The organism is Massilia eburnea (genome assembly GCF_009720745.1).
Taxonomy (GTDB): Bacteria; Pseudomonadota; Gammaproteobacteria; order Burkholderiales; family Burkholderiaceae_D; genus Rugamonas; species Rugamonas eburnea.
In genome coordinates, this window is sequence record NZ_WNKX01000015.1 from 59805 (window position 1) to 73803 (window position 13999).

The 13999-nt window shown below is 63.0% G+C and carries 15 protein-coding genes; 8 read left to right on the forward strand and 7 right to left on the reverse strand.

The window, feature by feature from the left end; all coding sequences use genetic code 11:
• The first annotated feature begins 94 nt into the window (after nt 1–94).
• A complete protein-coding gene (locus GM658_RS18720) occupies nt 95–745 on the forward strand; it encodes a hypothetical protein (protein WP_170298872.1) in 651 nt (216 codons plus the stop codon).
• Here the strand turns inward: GM658_RS18720 and GM658_RS18725 are convergent.
• Nucleotides 742–1002 carry a TraR/DksA family transcriptional regulator gene (locus GM658_RS18725; protein ID WP_155455576.1) on the reverse strand — a complete coding sequence of 87 codons (261 nt, stop codon included), beginning with the start codon at nt 1000–1002 and terminating at the stop codon, nt 742–744. The two genes, GM658_RS18720 and GM658_RS18725, sit on opposite strands and share 4 nt — an antisense overlap.
• 175 nt (nt 1003–1177) lie before the next feature.
• On the opposite strand from GM658_RS18725, the gene GM658_RS18730 reads away from it, so the two are divergent.
• The 5 genes from GM658_RS18730 (at nt 1178) to fnr (ending at nt 5684) form a co-directional block, all read left to right on the forward strand.
• Nucleotides 1178–2668 (forward strand): sensor histidine kinase, encoded by a 1491-nt coding sequence (locus GM658_RS18730; protein ID WP_229416974.1) that lies wholly within the window; start codon nt 1178–1180, stop codon nt 2666–2668.
• Complete coding sequence (locus tag GM658_RS18735; protein WP_155455578.1) at nt 2665–3078, forward strand: response regulator; 414 nt, start codon at nt 2665–2667, stop codon at nt 3076–3078. The genes GM658_RS18730 and GM658_RS18735 overlap by 4 nt, the downstream gene beginning before the upstream one ends.
• Nucleotides 3075–4178 (forward strand): ATP-binding response regulator, encoded by a 1104-nt coding sequence (locus tag GM658_RS18740; protein WP_155455579.1) that lies wholly within the window; start codon nt 3075–3077, stop codon nt 4176–4178. Before GM658_RS18735 ends, GM658_RS18740 begins: the two co-directional genes overlap by 4 nt.
• Nucleotides 4171–4806: a response regulator transcription factor gene (locus GM658_RS18745; protein WP_155455580.1), complete on the forward strand. Its 636-nt coding sequence runs from the start codon at nt 4171–4173 to the stop codon at nt 4804–4806. Before GM658_RS18740 ends, GM658_RS18745 begins: the two co-directional genes overlap by 8 nt.
• A 101-nt stretch (nt 4807–4907) precedes the next feature.
• Nucleotides 4908–5684 (forward strand): fumarate/nitrate reduction transcriptional regulator Fnr, encoded by a 777-nt coding sequence (fnr, locus tag GM658_RS18750; RefSeq protein ID WP_155455581.1) that lies wholly within the window; start codon nt 4908–4910, stop codon nt 5682–5684.
• Between the two features lie 104 nt (nt 5685–5788).
• Here the strand turns inward: fnr and GM658_RS18755 are convergent, their stop codons facing one another.
• From GM658_RS18755 to GM658_RS18770, 4 genes are all read right to left on the reverse strand, one after another.
• Nucleotides 5789–6187, reverse strand: coding sequence for a carboxymuconolactone decarboxylase family protein (locus tag GM658_RS18755; RefSeq protein WP_155455582.1), 399 nt, complete (start codon nt 6185–6187; stop codon nt 5789–5791).
• Nucleotides 6141–6590 carry a MerR family transcriptional regulator gene (locus GM658_RS18760; protein WP_155455583.1) on the reverse strand — a complete coding sequence of 150 codons (450 nt, stop codon included), beginning with the start codon at nt 6588–6590 and terminating at the stop codon, nt 6141–6143. The genes GM658_RS18755 and GM658_RS18760 overlap by 47 nt, the downstream gene beginning before the upstream one ends.
• A gap of 45 nt (nt 6591–6635) precedes the next feature.
• On the reverse strand, nt 6636–7022 hold the full coding sequence (locus GM658_RS18765) for a bacteriohemerythrin (RefSeq protein WP_155455584.1): 387 nt from the start codon (nt 7020–7022) through the stop codon (nt 6636–6638).
• Nucleotides 7023–7096: 74 nt separating this feature from the next.
• Nucleotides 7097–7990, reverse strand: a complete 894-nt coding sequence (locus GM658_RS18770) for a LysR family transcriptional regulator (protein WP_170298873.1) — start codon at nt 7988–7990, stop codon at nt 7097–7099.
• 100 nt (nt 7991–8090) lie between these two features.
• Between GM658_RS18770 and GM658_RS18775 the strand changes: the two genes are divergently transcribed.
• Entirely contained in the window at nt 8091–8981 is an 891-nt protein-coding gene (locus tag GM658_RS18775; protein ID WP_155455586.1) for a PhzF family isomerase, read from the forward strand.
• Here GM658_RS18775 and GM658_RS18780 read toward each other — a convergent pair.
• Nucleotides 8978–9442 carry a cyanophycin metabolism-associated DUF1854 family protein gene (locus tag GM658_RS18780; protein ID WP_155455587.1) on the reverse strand — a complete coding sequence of 155 codons (465 nt, stop codon included), beginning with the start codon at nt 9440–9442 and terminating at the stop codon, nt 8978–8980. The genes GM658_RS18775 and GM658_RS18780 overlap by 4 nt on opposite strands.
• Entirely contained in the window at nt 9435–11714 is a 2280-nt protein-coding gene (locus tag GM658_RS18785; protein WP_155455588.1) for a cyanophycin metabolism-associated ABC transporter, read from the reverse strand. The genes GM658_RS18780 and GM658_RS18785 overlap by 8 nt, the downstream gene beginning before the upstream one ends.
• Nucleotides 11715–11819: 105 nt before the next feature.
• Between GM658_RS18785 and GM658_RS18790 the strand changes: the two genes are divergently transcribed.
• Nucleotides 11820–13997: a cyanophycin synthetase gene (locus GM658_RS18790; RefSeq protein ID WP_155455589.1), complete on the forward strand. Its 2178-nt coding sequence runs from the start codon at nt 11820–11822 to the stop codon at nt 13995–13997.
• Nucleotides 13998–13999: the final 2 nt, after the last annotated feature.

Here is a 13999-nt window from a genome sequence, read left to right on the forward strand (position 1 = left end):
GTTCTCATTTGCACCCGAGTAACTATCTTAGCCCAGTTGGCAAGGCCGCTACAAGCATGCGACGTTCCGATGTAATTGTTGCTATGTTGCGCGTATGACGGAACAGCATGCACAGAGTGGGGCCGAGGAGCCCGTGCCGCCTTCGGATTCTGCGCCGGATGGACACACCGGTGCTGCGCAGGCGCAAGATGGCGGCCACGCAGCGCGCGCGCCGCTTGGGGAATGGCGCGGGCCTGCCTTCTGGATGGCGTGTGGCGCGCTCGTCGCAGGGCTGGCCGCTGCGGCGGTCATCCTGGTGCAGCGCGTAGCTGTGGAGCGCGACATGATGGCGGTGGCGGCAACCTTGCCGCAGTCAGCCGCCCAGGTTACTGCGCCAGCGGCGGCGCAGGCGCCTGCCGCAGCTCCCGTGGAAGCGGCGCCCGTCACTTCAGCTGCATTGCAGCCTTCAGCCGCGCAGCCTGGTGGCCATGCCACCCGTGTGCGCCGCGACGCCGTTCGCCGTCCGGCGGCCAGCGCTGCGCCGCGGTTCGTTGGCTCTGCTCGCGTCAAGAGCGGGAAGGCACGTCCGAAATTGTCAGCCGCGGCGCGCCGCAATCGCCTCGCCGTGGAAGCGAAATATGCGGAAGCCTTCAAGCGCTGCCCACCGCTTAGCGAGCGTGGCGCAGTCCAGTGCCGGCGTGACATCTGCAACGGAGCGGAGGGCAGCGGCCCGGCTTGCAAGCCTTACGTAAGGAAGCTTCCTTAAACTGTCGGAAGCGTGATGAAGGCTCGCTGGCGCTCTTGCAGTTCCTGGCAAGCCAGGCACGAGGTGGCGCTTGGCTGTGCCTGCAGGCGTCCCGCCGATATCGCCAACCCGCAGCGCAGGCATTGGCCGAAGGTGCCGGCTTGCAGGCGCTCCAGGGCGGCATCGATGGCCGCCACTTCGGCGGGGTCGCGCCCAGCCAGCACCTCGCGCCGTTGGCGCAGGACGCCAGTCCAACGGTCAATTTCTTCAGGTAGCATGGCCAGTCTCCAATTTTGAAGTCACTGTAACGGGCATCGTGCGTTGCGTCACCTGGCTCGCTTGACCTAAGTCAAGTTTGATCAATATATTTAGATGGGCCGCCGTTTGGCCACTTGCCCACGGTGACGCTACAATCATAGGATGACAGGATTTGACAACCGACAGGACCAGGCTTTGACTCACTCAACGATTGCGGAACGCAGCCTGCAATGGCTGCTGGCATCGGCCACAGATGCAATGCTGATCATCGACAAGGACGGGCAACTGGTCCTGGTCAATCCAGCCCTTGAAACCCTGTTCGGTTACGGTCCCGGCGAGTTGCAAGGCAAATCGCTGGAAGCGCTGATACCGGAACGCTTCCGCCATGGCCACGTCGGCCTGCGCGGCAACTATTTCAAGCGCCCGCACCCGCGCGCCATGGGGGCCGGCGTCGAACTGTTCGCTACCCGCAAGAACGGCACGGAATTCCCGGTTGAAGTGAGCCTGTCGCCGCTGCCGGACAACGATATGCAGCCGATGGTGATGGCCACCATCCACGACATCAGCGCCCGCAAACAGGCCGAGCACGCGCTGCAGGAAAGCGAAGCGCGCATGCGCGCCATCTTCGAGACAGCGGTCGATGCCATCATCACTATCGACGAACGCGGCACCATCGACCGCGTGAACCCGGCCGCCGAGCGCATGTTCGGCTACCCCGAGGCGGAAGTCGTGGGCCGCAACGTGAAGATCCTGATGCCGGCGCCGCACCGCGAGGCGCACGATGGCTATCTCCAGCATTACCTGTCCACCGGCGAAAAGCGCATCATCGGCAAAGGCCGCGAAGTGCAGGGCTTGCGCCGCGACGGCAGCCTGTTCCCGATGGACCTTGCCGTAACCGAGATGTGGCTGGGCGGGCGCCGCATGTTCACCGGCCTGGTGCGCGACATCACCGAACGCAAACACGCTGAAGAAAAGGCGCAGCAGCTGCTGCAGGAACTCACCAGCGCCAACGAGGAATTGACCAATTTCGCCTACGTCGTCTCGCATGACCTGAAGGCCCCGCTGCGTGGCATCGGCTCCCTGGCCGACTGGCTGGCCCACGACTACAGCGACAAGTTCAACGACGAGGGCAAGGAGCATATGCGCCTGCTGATCAACCGCGTGCACCGCATGGGTGCGCTGATTGACGGCATCCTGCAGTATTCGCGCGTGGGCCGCATCAAGGAAGCCGCGGTGCCGGTCAACCTGGACCAGTTGGTCGCCGAAGTGGTGGACTTGCTGGCGCCGCCGGAACAGATCAAGGTCAGCATCATGCCCGGCATGCCGACCGTGGTGGGCGAACCGACACGCATCCAGCAGCTGTTCCACAACCTGGTGTCGAATGCGGTCAAATACATGGACAAGCCGCAGGGTGAAGTCGAGGTGGGCTGGGCCGACGAAGGCGAGCAGTGGCGCTTCCACGTCCGCGACAATGGTCCAGGCATCGCCGAACGCCATTTTGAGCGCATTTTCCAGCTGTTCCAGACCCTGGCGCCGCGCGACCGCGTGGAGAGCACGGGCGTTGGCCTGGCGCTGGTGAAGAAGATTGTAGAAATGTACCAGGGCAGGGTGTGGCTCGAGTCCGAGCTGGGCAAAGGCACCACGTTCTATTTCACCCTGCCAAAGAAGAGAAAGAACAAGGAATGAACAATACGAGCAAGCCAATCCTGCTGGTTGAAGACGACCAGGTCGATGTCATGACCATCCTGCGCGCCTTGAAGGAAGTCCATGTGGGCAACCGCGTGGTGGCGACCGAAAATGGCGAGGCCGCGCTGGAATACCTGCGCGAGCCGGGCAGCGAGTTGCCATGCATCATCCTGCTGGACCTGAACATGCCAATCATGAACGGCATCGAGTTCCTGCAGAATATCAAGCAGGATCCGGAGCTGCGGCGCATCCCGGTCGTGGTGCTGACCACGTCGGAAGAGCAGCAGGACAAGATGCGCAGCTTCGATCTTGGCGTGGCCGGCTACATGACCAAGCCGGTGGACTATCGGCAGTTCGTGGAAGTGGTACGCTCGATTAACCTGTACTGGACTATCAGCGAGCTGCCATGAGCACGGTCCGGGTCCTGATCGTCGAGGACGATGTCGTTGACCGCATCGCCTGCCGCCGTGCCTTTGCGCAGGCGCCCGGCTTCAGCTGCGAGCTGCTGGAGGCGGAAAGCGGCCAGGAGGGACTTGATATCGCATTGCGCGAGAAACCGGACTGCATCCTGCTCGATTACCACCTGCCGGACCTGACCGGGCTGGAATTCCTGGCCCGCCTGGCCGCCGACCAGGGCGAGCCGCAGCCCACCATCCCCGTGATGATGCTGACCGGCGCCGACAGCGCCACCGTCGCCGCGGAAGCCATGCGCCGCGGTGCGCGCGACTACATGGTGAAGGACAGCGATGGCCGTTACCTGGATTTCCTGGCTGGGGCCATCGACCGCCTGCTGCGCGAGCAGCGCCTGATCGACGAAAAGCAGCAGGCCGAGCGCGTGCTGCGCCAGTCGCAGAAGGAGCTGCGCGAACTGGCGGCCTACCAGGAAAAGCTGAAAGAACACGAGCGCACCCGCATTGCGCAGGAAATCCACGACGAACTGGGCGGCCTCCTGACCGGCATCAAAGCCTATATCTCGGTCGCGATTGAGCGCAGCGGCGAGCAGTCCGACCCGCTGTTGAACGACGCAGCCAAGCTGGCGCAGGATGCCATTGAAACCGTGCGCCGGGTCATTACCGACCTGCGCCCAAGTGTGCTGGACCAGCTGGGCATCTGGCCTGCGCTGGAATGGTATGCGGAGCAGGTGGCGCAGCGCAGCGGCTTGCGTTGCAGCTGCAACATTACGCCTGCCGCCATGGCGCTGGAACTGGATGCTGAACGCAGCACGATGCTGTTCCGCGTGGCCCAGGAAGCGCTGACCAATGTAGTGCGCCATGCCGAGGCGAGCGAAGCGCGTTTGCTTGTCGACCGCGATGGCGATAATGTGGTGTTGCGCGTGGAAGACGATGGCAAGGGTATCGAGAGCGCCGGCCTGTCCGACCGCGAATCCTGGGGCCTGTTCGGCATGCACGAACGCACGCGCCGCTTAGCCGGCGAATTGAATATCAGCGGTAAGGCCGGGCAGGGTACGACCCTGCAACTGCGCCTGCCTTTGGAGGATAAGAATGGGTGACAAGATCACCGTGCTGCTGGTCGACGACCATGCCATCGCCCGCAACGGCGTGCGCCTGATGTTGGGCACCGCGCCGGACATCAGCGTCGAAGGCGAGGCCGGCAACGCCGTGGAAGCCATGCAGCGGGTGGCGGAGCGCAGTTTTGACGTGGCCCTGGTGGACATCAAAATGCCGGGCAAGAATGGCCTCGACTTGCTGAAATCCCTGCGCAGCGAATATCCGCGCATGGCGGTGCTGGTGCTCAGCACCTATTCGGAGGAAATTTACGCCGTGCGCGCGCTGAAGTCGGGCGCATCGGGCTACCTGACCAAGGATGCCCCGACCTCGACCCTGATCGAAGCCGTGCGCAAGGCAGCATCGGGCGGCAAGCATGTCAGTCCGGCGTTGCTTGAGAAATTGGCAACACTGGTCGGCGGCGGCCCCAGCGGCGACCACGAGCAACTTTCAAACCGCGAGCTGGAAGTTTTCAAGCTGATCGCCCAAGGCGAGTCGCTGGTGCGCATAGGGGAAAAACTACATCTGAGTCCCAACACCGTGACCACCTACCGCAGCCGCATCCTCGAGAAAATGGGCATGTCCAGCAATGCCGAGTTGACGCGCTACGCCCTTGAGCAAGGTTTGATCTGATCCGCTGTAGGGGAACCACTACAGCAACTACACAGGATGCTTGATACCGGGAAATGATGGCGGGCGGGATACTTCTCCTATCGAAAACAAGGAGCAGCATCATGAGCCCGGTCATCCCAATCACCCCTGCCAACGCGACCAAATCCTGCGCACCCGTCGCTGCTAAATGCTCGCTGTGCAGCTTCAACCGTCTTTGCCTGCCGCAAGGCCTGGCGGAGGACGATATTGCCCGCCTTGACCAGATCATTGCCCGCCGCCGCCGTGTCAGCCGCGACGAAACGCTGTACCAGACCGGCGACGGCTTCCACAGCCTGTACGCGGTGCGCTTTGGCCACTTCAAGACGGTCCAGGTGAACCAGCGCGGCGAGCAGACCATCGGCGGCTTCCACATGGCCGGCGACTTGCTGGGCATGGAAGCAATCGGCAACGGCCAGCACTCCTGCAACGCCGTTGCACTGGAAGACAGCGAAGTGTGCGAAATTCCATTCAGCCGGCTGCAGGAACTGGTGATGCAGATCCCTGGCTTGCTGCAGCAATTTCACCGCACCATGAGCCGCGAAATCCAGCGCGAGCAGTCGGTCATGCTGTTCCTGAGCCATATGCGCGCCGAGCAGCGCCTGGCCATGTTCCTGTTGAACCTCGCCGGCCGCTATGCCCAGCGCGGCTATTCGTCGACCAGCTTCCAGCTGCGCATGTCGCGCGAAGATATTGGCGGCTACCTGGGCTTGACCGTCGAAAGCGTGAGCCGCCAGCTGGCCCGCCTGCGCCAGGATGGTTCGATTGTGCTGAATAACCGCGACCTGCGCATCATCGACCGCAACAAGCTGGAAGTCATGTCTTCCGGCGGCATGGCGCAGGAATTTGCGGCAGTCGCCTGACCGTTAGACCAGTTTTCTCACCTGTAGGGGGTGTATGGGGCAGCTCAGCTGCCCCTTTTTTATTCGGCCAGCCGCCGCCGCATGTGAGTGCCAGACCCGCTGGGTCAGACACTGGCCGGGCCCAGCGCCCCTTGCTGTGCGAAGACTTCTTTTGCCGCCATCAAGCCGTTCAGGGCGGCGGGGAAGCCGGCATAGACCGCCATCTGCATGATCGTTTCAACGACTTCCTCACGCGTGACGCCGACGTTGAGGGCCGCCTGGATATGCACCTTGAGCTGGGGCGTCGCATTGCCCATCGCCGTCAGCGCCGCGACGACCGCGATTTCACGGCTCCGCAGGTCAAGGCCAGGGCGGGAATAGATATCGCCGAACGGGAATTCGACCAGGTAGCGTGCGAAGTCCGGTGCGATGCCGGCCAGGCTTTCCACGACGCGCTCCCCAATCTCGCCATCGATTTCACGCAATTTTGCGAGCCCGCGCTCGTAACGGTTTTCCAAGTTCATCAGCAATTCCTCCATCAATGGTTGAACCTGACGCCAGGGACTGCTCCAAGCAGCTGTAATGCTCGACCTTCCACTGCAGCGCTGCGGCCGATTGCCGCAGCGTCTCGATTTCCGCGAGAACGTCGGCCAGGTGCTGTTCCAGCATCCTGCGGCGTTCGCCAATAGTGGAGTCCCCAGCGCCACGAAGTTTCGCGAATGCCTGCATTTTGCCAATCGGCATATGCGTGGCCCGCAGACGCAGCAGGAATTCGATCCAGGCAAGGTCCGATGCCGCATAACGCCTTTGGCCGCCGGATGCGCGGCCGACAGGGGCAATCAAGCCGATACGCTCGTAATAGCGCAGGGTATGGGCGGTCAGGCCGGTACGTTTCGCAACTTCGTCTATGCTCAGATGGGATTCCATGGGTTGATCTTAGAAGTTCGAGCGCGCTCTAAGTCAACTACTTTATTACGTCAGGCGGGAGACTGCAATTGCAAGTGCCAGGTCCATGGTGTTGATGTGGGCTTCGAGCCAGTCGGGCAGACTGCGCACGATGTCGCGCGCCGTGGCTTCCTCACCGTCGCGCAGCAGGCGCAGGGCGCGCGAAATGCGCTCGAGCAGGTTGCCGTGGGCGGCGCGGTGAACTTGCGCGGCAGGGTAATCGATCCGCTCCATCAGGCTGTTCTCCTCGCGCAGATGCTCCATGAACTCGGTGGCCAGCTCGCGGCAAGCCTTGTCGAAAGCGGGGCGGGGAAGGTTTTCCATCGCCTCGAGCATGTCAAACACGATACGGTGCGACTGGTCCAGCACGGGAATGCCAAGTGCCAGGTCGGGGCCGAATACGATGGAATCCATGGAATCGCTCCAGATTGGTAGGAAGCCAATTGTGCAGTCCCTGCGGAACCCGGGACCATGATCCAAGTCAATTTCTACCAGCGTTGTGCGTTTGCCTCTTGCGCCAGGTGGTCAATGAACAATCTTGTGCGGCGCGCGAGTTTGCCGCCGCCCGGCCAGACGGCTTGCAGCGGAACGCCAGGCGGCTCATTGTCTTGCAGGACGATTTGCACGCGGCCCGCATCGAGCATGCGGCGGATCTGCCAAAGGGGCGCCATGCCCAGCCCAAGCCCGCAGGCCACGGCTTCATTGGCGGCTGCCGCGTCGTTTGCGCTGAAAGGGCCCGTGACGGGAATAAGCCGCAGCGCGCCGTCCACGCGGACCGGCCATTGGCGGCGGTCCCTTCCGATGGTGCGCAGTACGCAGGGCAGGGCGGCGAGTTGTTCTGGATTCTGCGGCGTGCCGTGCTGCTGCAGCCAGCCTGGGGCCGCGAAGAATACGCGGCGCAGTTGCGCCAGCGGCCGTGCGCGCAGGGCCGAATCGGCGAGTTCTCCGACACGTATGGCAACGTCTATGCCTTCGGCCACCAGGTCTGACAGGCGTTCAGACAGTACCAGCTCGACCTGGATGCCGGGCCAGCGCTGCATGAAGTTGGCGGCTACCGGGGTGAGCCAGCTTGCCCCGAGGAGGGTTGGCGCTGCGACGCGCAGCTTTCCCTGGGGCGCATCGCCCTCGTTGCGGGCAGCTTCGCGGGCGGCTTCGATGTCGGCGAGAGCGGGACGAATGCGGTCAAGGAAGGCCGCGCCGGCGGGCGTCGCGTGAAGCTTGCGGGTGGTGCGCTGGATCAATTGCGTGCCCAGGGAGGACTCCAGTTCGGCCAGGGCGCGGCTGACCGTTTGCAGCGAGCGGCCGGTGCGGCGCGCGGCGGCGGTCAAGGAGCCGGTTTCCAATATGGCGACGAAGGTCGCATAGTCGTCAAGTTCGCTCATCGATTCTCCCGTATTGCGGGATAGTCTATCAGTTATCACGTGCATTGTTGCCTACCGTGAGCATTATTAGACTGTTGGCTTTACGTCACCGGAACCTGCCATGCCTCAGCTATTTCATATCGATTCCTTCACCCGTACCCCGTTTCGCGGTAACCCGGCCGGCGTTGTGCTGGACGCCGATGGCCTGTCCGAGGCGCAGATGCAACACATCGCACGTGAGTTGAAGCATTCGGAGACTGCCTTTGTGCTGCGCCCATCCAGCGCGGACCATCACATGCATGTGCGCTTTTTCACGCCGTCGATGGAGGTGCCCTCATGTGGCCACGCGACCATCGCCGCCCATTACGCCCTGGCACGCGCCGGTGGGAGCGGCGCGCGGACCGTGGTGCAGAAAACCGGCGCCGGCTTGCAGCGCATCCGTACCGTCGCTGATGGCGCTGACTGGCGCATTGAGATCGAACAGGGGCGTCCGCAGTTTGGTGACGCGCTTGGTGAACATTGGCGCAAGCGGATCGCAAGCGCATTCGGGGCACCACCGGCGGTCATTGGTGGCCACGGCAGGCCCTTGCAGGTCGTGTCGACCGGCCACAGTAAGGTTATCGTTCCGCTGGCCGATGGATTCCCGCTGGAGCAACTCGCGCCGGACATGGCAGCCCTGGCGGCAATGAGCCGTGAGCTGGGCTGCAATGGCTGGTTTCCGTTCGTGCTGAAAGGGCGCTTTGCCACGGAAGGGCGCATGTTCGCGCCAGCCATCGGCATCATTGAAGACCCGGTAACAGGCAATGCAAATGGCCCGCTGGGCGCCTACCTGGTGCGGCATGGCCTGATGCCGCACGACGGCAGGGAGCTTGCGTTCCAAGCCCACCAGGGCCGGTCGCTGCAGCGCGATGGCGTCGTGGGCGTAAAGGTGGGTATCGGGGACGGCGCGCCGTTGCAGGTAACGATCAGCGGCGAGGCGGTGATCCTGTTTTGCGCGCCGCTGGAGATTTAGAGGAAGCGGTCGAGAATCTTCTTGCTGTGCTTATCCAGGGTGTACTGGTCGCGGATCAGGAAATGGATGCCATGGCTATCGGATACCAGCAGCGAGACGCTGCCGATGCGGCGGATGTCTTCTTCGCCGCGCAGCACGAATTCGGTCTCGCCACGGTCGGTTTCCACCGTCCAGGTCGACGGGCAGGCATAGCTGCCCACGTTGACGATGCGCGTGATCTCGGGCATGAACTCGCGGCCTGCCAGTTCGTCCCGCACCACGTCGGCCATTTCCGGCGACAGGTCGGAAATGCGGTCCAGCCAGGCCACTTCCTTGCCGTCGGTATTGACCAGCGACAGGCCTTCTTCCGGGGCCTGGATCGGGAAGGCGCGCACTGGGGACACGCCTTCATGCAGCACGCCGTTGGCGTCGACCAGGTTCAGCTTACCGAAGCTGTCACGGCTCAAAGTAAAATTAATCATCTTCACGGCTCTTTGCTTTGTCATCCATGTCGGTATCGACGTTACGTGCCTGCGCCTGGTACAGGCGGTAGTAGGCGCCTTCCTTGGCCATCAGTTCTTCGTGCGGGCCTTCCTCGACCACTTTGCCGCGGTCCATCACCACCAGGCGGTTGGCGCGCTGCAGCGTGGACAGGCGGTGCGCAATGGCGATCGTGGTGCGGCCGGCGACCAGGTTGTCCAGCGCTTTCTGGATTTCCTTTTCGGTTTCCGAGTCCACCGAGGCTGTCGCTTCGTCGAGGATCAGGATGCGCGGATCGATCAGCAGGGCGCGCGCAATCGAGATGCGCTGGCGTTCACCGCCCGACAGGCCCTGGCCCCGTTCGCCGACCATGGAATCGTAACCTTGCGGCAGGCGCAGGATGAAGTCATGGGCATGGGCGGCGCGGGCCGCCTTCATGATCTCTTCGCGGGTCGCATCGGGCTTGCCGTAAGCGATGTTCTCGGCGATGGTGCCGAAGAACAGGAACGGCTCCTGCAGCACCAGGCCGATATTGCGGCGGTAGTCGGACACTGCGAAGTTGCGGATGTCGACGCCATCGAGCAGGATCGCGCCTTCGGCCACGTCGTAGAAGCGGCAGATCAGGTTGACCAGGGTCGATTTGCCGGAGCCGGAGTGTCCCACCAGGCCAATCATTTCGCCGGCCTTGATCTCCAGGTTCACGCCGCGGTTCACGGCGCGGTTACCGTAGCGGAAGCCCACTTCACGCAGGGTGATGTCGCCTTTGATCTTCTCGACTTTCACAGGCTGCGCAGGATCCGGCACGCTCGACACGTGGTCCAGGATGTCGAAGATGCGCTTGGCGGCCGAAGCGGATTTCTGCGTCACCGACACGATGCGGCTCATGGAATCCAGGCGGCCGTAGAAGCGGGTGGCGTAGGTCACGAAGGCGCTCAGCACGCCGACCGTGATGTAGGACTTGGAAATCTGCCAGATCGCAAACACATAGATCACCAGGATGCCCAGTTCCGTCAGGAAGGACACGGTTGGCGAGAACAGCGACCACACCTTGTTCAGCTTATCGTTGACGGCGAGGTTGTGCTTGTTGGCGGTGCGGAAGCGCTGGGCCTCGCGCGTCTCTTGCGCAAAGGCCTTCACCACGCGGATGCCGGGAATGGTGTCGGCCAGCACGTTGGTCACTTCGCCCCACACGCGGTCGATCTTCTCGAAGCCGGTGCGCAGCCTGTCGCGCACCAGGTGGATCATCCACGCGATGAACGGTAGCGGCAGCAGGGTGGTGATGGCCAGCCATGGATCGATCGTGAACAGGATCACGCCGGTCATGATGATCATCAGGCAGTCGGACGCGAAGTCCAGCAGGTGCAGCGACAGGAAGACGCAGATACGGTCCGATTCGGAGCCGATACGCGACATCAGGTCGCCGGTGCGCTTGCCGCCGAAGTATTCCAGCGACATGCGCAGCAGGTGCTCATAGGTGGTGGTGCGCAGGTCTGCGCCAATGCGTTCCGACACCAGCGCCAGGATATAGGTCTTGGCCCAGCCGAATACCCACGCCAGGACCGCAGCACCAACCAGGCCGCTCATGTACATCACGACCAGCATGGTGTCGACCGGCTTGCCGTTCTGGTAAGGGATCAGCACATTGTCCATCAGCGGCATGCTGATATACGGAGGGATCAGGTGCGCGCCGGTGGACAGCAACATCATCGCAAAGCCAAGCGCCAGCTGCCATTTGTACGGCTTGGCGAAGCGCCACAGGCGGAACAGGGTCCAGGTGGATGGCGGCGTGTGAACGACCTTGGTGCAGACCGGGCATTCTTCCTGGTCTGTCTCCAGTGGCGCCTTGCAGGTTGGGCAGGAATTCTGTTCGACTTGCTGCAGCGGCTTGCCGAAAACGTGGGCTTCCAAGATGCGCGGGAAGTTCTCGGACAGGCGCAGCGCCAGCAGGTTCTGGCCAAGCGTGAAGCGCCAGGCGGCCAGGCGCTGCGTTTCGTCCACCAGTTCCAGGTGGCCGACGCCGGCGTGGTCGTGCAGTTTTAGAGACATGCCACGACGATAAGTCCAATCTTGCCATACCGTTTCACCAGGTGCGCGTGCCATAATGCGGCGCTCCGTGAGGAGCACCAGGCCTTTGCGGAAGTGAAGCTTGGAGTCCAGGTCAACCTCCAGCGCGCCGAGCACGTTTTCTTCAGGGGCAAGCGCCGGTAACTCTGTGCGCCACCTGTCGGGAAGTTCTGTCAGGCTGAGCTCAGAGGAAAGTTGGTTTGTTATCATTGTGGATCAGACTCCGGCACTCTTTGCCAAGTGGCAAGAATTGCGAAACAGTGGGAAAATAGAAGGACGGGCGGAGTATACCGCAAGAGGTACAAGAGCTAAAACATGACAAAAAAGAAAGATATTGAGTTTCTCCGTGTAACACACCTGCGCGGACCGAACATCTGGACCTATCGCCCGGTGATCGAAGCCTGGCTGGATATCGGCGAGCTTGAAAACTACCCTTCCAATAAACTCCCCGGATTTTACGAACGCTTGATTGCCTTTTTGCCAGGCCTGGTCGAGCATCGCTGCGGCGTCGGTGAGCGCGGCGGCTTCCTCGAACGCCTGCGCGACGGCACTTACGCCGGCCACATCCTCGAGCACGTTGTACTGGAATTGCAGAACCTGGCCGGCATGCGTACCGGCTTTGGCAAGACGCGCCAGACCGCCGAAGGCAGCGGCATTTACAAAATGGCATTCCGCACCCGCCAGGAGCAGGTCGGCCGCGCCGCGCTGGCCGCCGGCAAGGACCTGCTGATGGCTGCCATCGACGACAAGCCATACGATCTGGCCGCCACCGTCGCCAAACTGACCTCGATGGTCGAATCGCTGTGCCTGGGCCCATCGACCGGCTCCATCGTGGACGCTGCGACCGACCGCAAGATCCCGCACATCCGCCTGACCGACGGCAACCTGGTGCAATTGGGCCACGGCTCGCGCCAGCGCCGCATCTGGACCGCTGAAACCGACAACACCTCGGCCATCGCCGAAGGCATCGCCTCCGACAAGGACATGACCAAGGACATGCTGAAGTCCGTCGGCGTGCCGGTACCGGAAGGCACGCTGGTCAAGAGCGCCGACGACGCCTGGGAAGAAGCACAGGACATCGGCCTGCCGGTGGCGATCAAGCCCTACGACGGCAACCATGGCCGCGGCGTTTCGCTGAACCTGGTGTCCGAAGCCGACGTGCGCGCCGCCTACGACATCGCCGTGGCGCGCGGCGGCAGCAAGAGCGTAATCGTGGAGAAGTTCATCGTCGGTAATGAACACCGACTCTTGGTTGTGGGCCGCCGCATGGTGGCAGCCTCCATGGGCGAGTCGCTGTGGGTGACGGGCGACGGCAAATCCACGGTGCAGGCGCTGGTGGATTCCCAGATCAACACCGATCCGCGCCGCGGCACGACCGAAGAATTCCCGCTGAATATCGTGCAGCCGCGCGAATCGGAAGAGGTGCTGCTGGACCTGAAGCGCCAGGGCCTGACCCCGGACTCCGTGCCGGAATCCGGCCGCAAAGTCCTGATCCAGTTGAATGGCAACGTTGCCAATGACGTAACGGACCTGGTGCACCCGGCCGTTGCCGAAATGGCAGCGCTGGCTGCGCGCACCATCGGTCTGGACATCGCCGGCATCGACCTGGTGGCCGCCGACATCTCCAGGCCGCTGGAAGAGCAGGGCGGCGCCATCATCGAAGTGAACGCCAGCCCGGGCCTGCTGGCCCACTTGAAGCCAGCCGCCGGCGGCGTAGCGCGCCCGGTTGGCCATGCCATCTGCGACCAGCTGTTCGCGGAAGACGACGATGGCCGCATCCCGATCGTGGGTGTGGCGGGCAGCCGCCAGAACGCGCTGATCGCCCGCCTGATCGGCTGGCTGCTGCAAATGAGCGGCCGCTACGTCGGCACTGCGACCGAACAGGGCGTATTCCTGAACGGCCGCAACGTGGCGCGCGGCCCGCTGACCGAATGGGAATCCGGCGAGCGCCTGCTGCTGAACAAGAATGTGGAAGCGGCGGTATTCGCCAACTCCGGGCGCATGATCCTGAGCGAAGGCTTCTCTTACGACAAGTGCATGGTAGGCGTGGTGACCGACGCTGCCGGCCATGAAGACCTCGGCGAGTTCTACATCAACTCCCCGGAACAGATGTTCGGCGTGCTGCGCACGCAGGTCGACGTGGTGCTGCCGGAAGGTGCCGCCGTGCTGAACGCCTCCGATGCGCAAGTGGCCGAAATGGCGGAACTGTGCGACGGTGACGTCATCTTCTACGGCACCGACGAACACGTGCCCGCCATCGACTCGCACCGCCAGGACGGCGGCCGCGCCGTGTTCCTGCGCGATGGCGGCTTCGTCATGGCCGCGGGCCGCGACGAGCTGGCCGTGCTGCCGCCGTCTTGCCTGCCGGCCAGTGAAGAAGACCGCAAGGAAGCGGTGCTGGCCGCGATCGGCGCCGGCTGGGCCATGGGCCTGTCGCCGGACCTGATCGGTGCTGCGCTGCGCACCTTCGAGTGGAATACCAAGAAAAACTAAGG

What these genes read in the sequence shown, in the direction of transcription:
- GM658_RS18765 (WP_155455584.1), bottom strand. Translation starts at nt 7,022, where the DNA reads ATGGATTCCATCGTATTCGGCCCCGACCTGGCACTTGGCATTCCCGTG.
- GM658_RS18770 (WP_170298873.1), bottom strand. Translation starts at nt 7,990, where the DNA reads ATGAGCGAACTTGACGACTATGCGACCTTCGTCGCCATATTGGAAACC.
- GM658_RS18775 (WP_155455586.1), top strand. Translation starts at nt 8,091, where the DNA reads ATGCCTCAGCTATTTCATATCGATTCCTTCACCCGTACCCCGTTTCGC.
- GM658_RS18745 (WP_155455580.1), top strand. Translation starts at nt 4,171, where the DNA reads ATGGGTGACAAGATCACCGTGCTGCTGGTCGACGACCATGCCATCGCC.
- GM658_RS18740 (WP_155455579.1), top strand. Translation starts at nt 3,075, where the DNA reads ATGAGCACGGTCCGGGTCCTGATCGTCGAGGACGATGTCGTTGACCGC.
- GM658_RS18760 (WP_155455583.1), bottom strand. Translation starts at nt 6,590, where the DNA reads ATGGAATCCCATCTGAGCATAGACGAAGTTGCGAAACGTACCGGCCTG.
- GM658_RS18735 (WP_155455578.1), top strand. Translation starts at nt 2,665, where the DNA reads ATGAACAATACGAGCAAGCCAATCCTGCTGGTTGAAGACGACCAGGTC.
- GM658_RS18785 (WP_155455588.1), bottom strand. Translation starts at nt 11,714, where the DNA reads ATGATAACAAACCAACTTTCCTCTGAGCTCAGCCTGACAGAACTTCCC.
- GM658_RS18725 (WP_155455576.1), bottom strand. Translation starts at nt 1,002, where the DNA reads ATGCTACCTGAAGAAATTGACCGTTGGACTGGCGTCCTGCGCCAACGG.
- fnr (WP_155455581.1), top strand. Translation starts at nt 4,908, where the DNA reads ATGAGCCCGGTCATCCCAATCACCCCTGCCAACGCGACCAAATCCTGC.
- GM658_RS18780 (WP_155455587.1), bottom strand. Translation starts at nt 9,442, where the DNA reads ATGATTAATTTTACTTTGAGCCGTGACAGCTTCGGTAAGCTGAACCTG.
- GM658_RS18790 (WP_155455589.1), top strand. Translation starts at nt 11,820, where the DNA reads ATGACAAAAAAGAAAGATATTGAGTTTCTCCGTGTAACACACCTGCGC.
- GM658_RS18755 (WP_155455582.1), bottom strand. Translation starts at nt 6,187, where the DNA reads ATGAACTTGGAAAACCGTTACGAGCGCGGGCTCGCAAAATTGCGTGAA.
- GM658_RS18720 (WP_170298872.1), top strand. Translation starts at nt 95, where the DNA reads ATGACGGAACAGCATGCACAGAGTGGGGCCGAGGAGCCCGTGCCGCCT.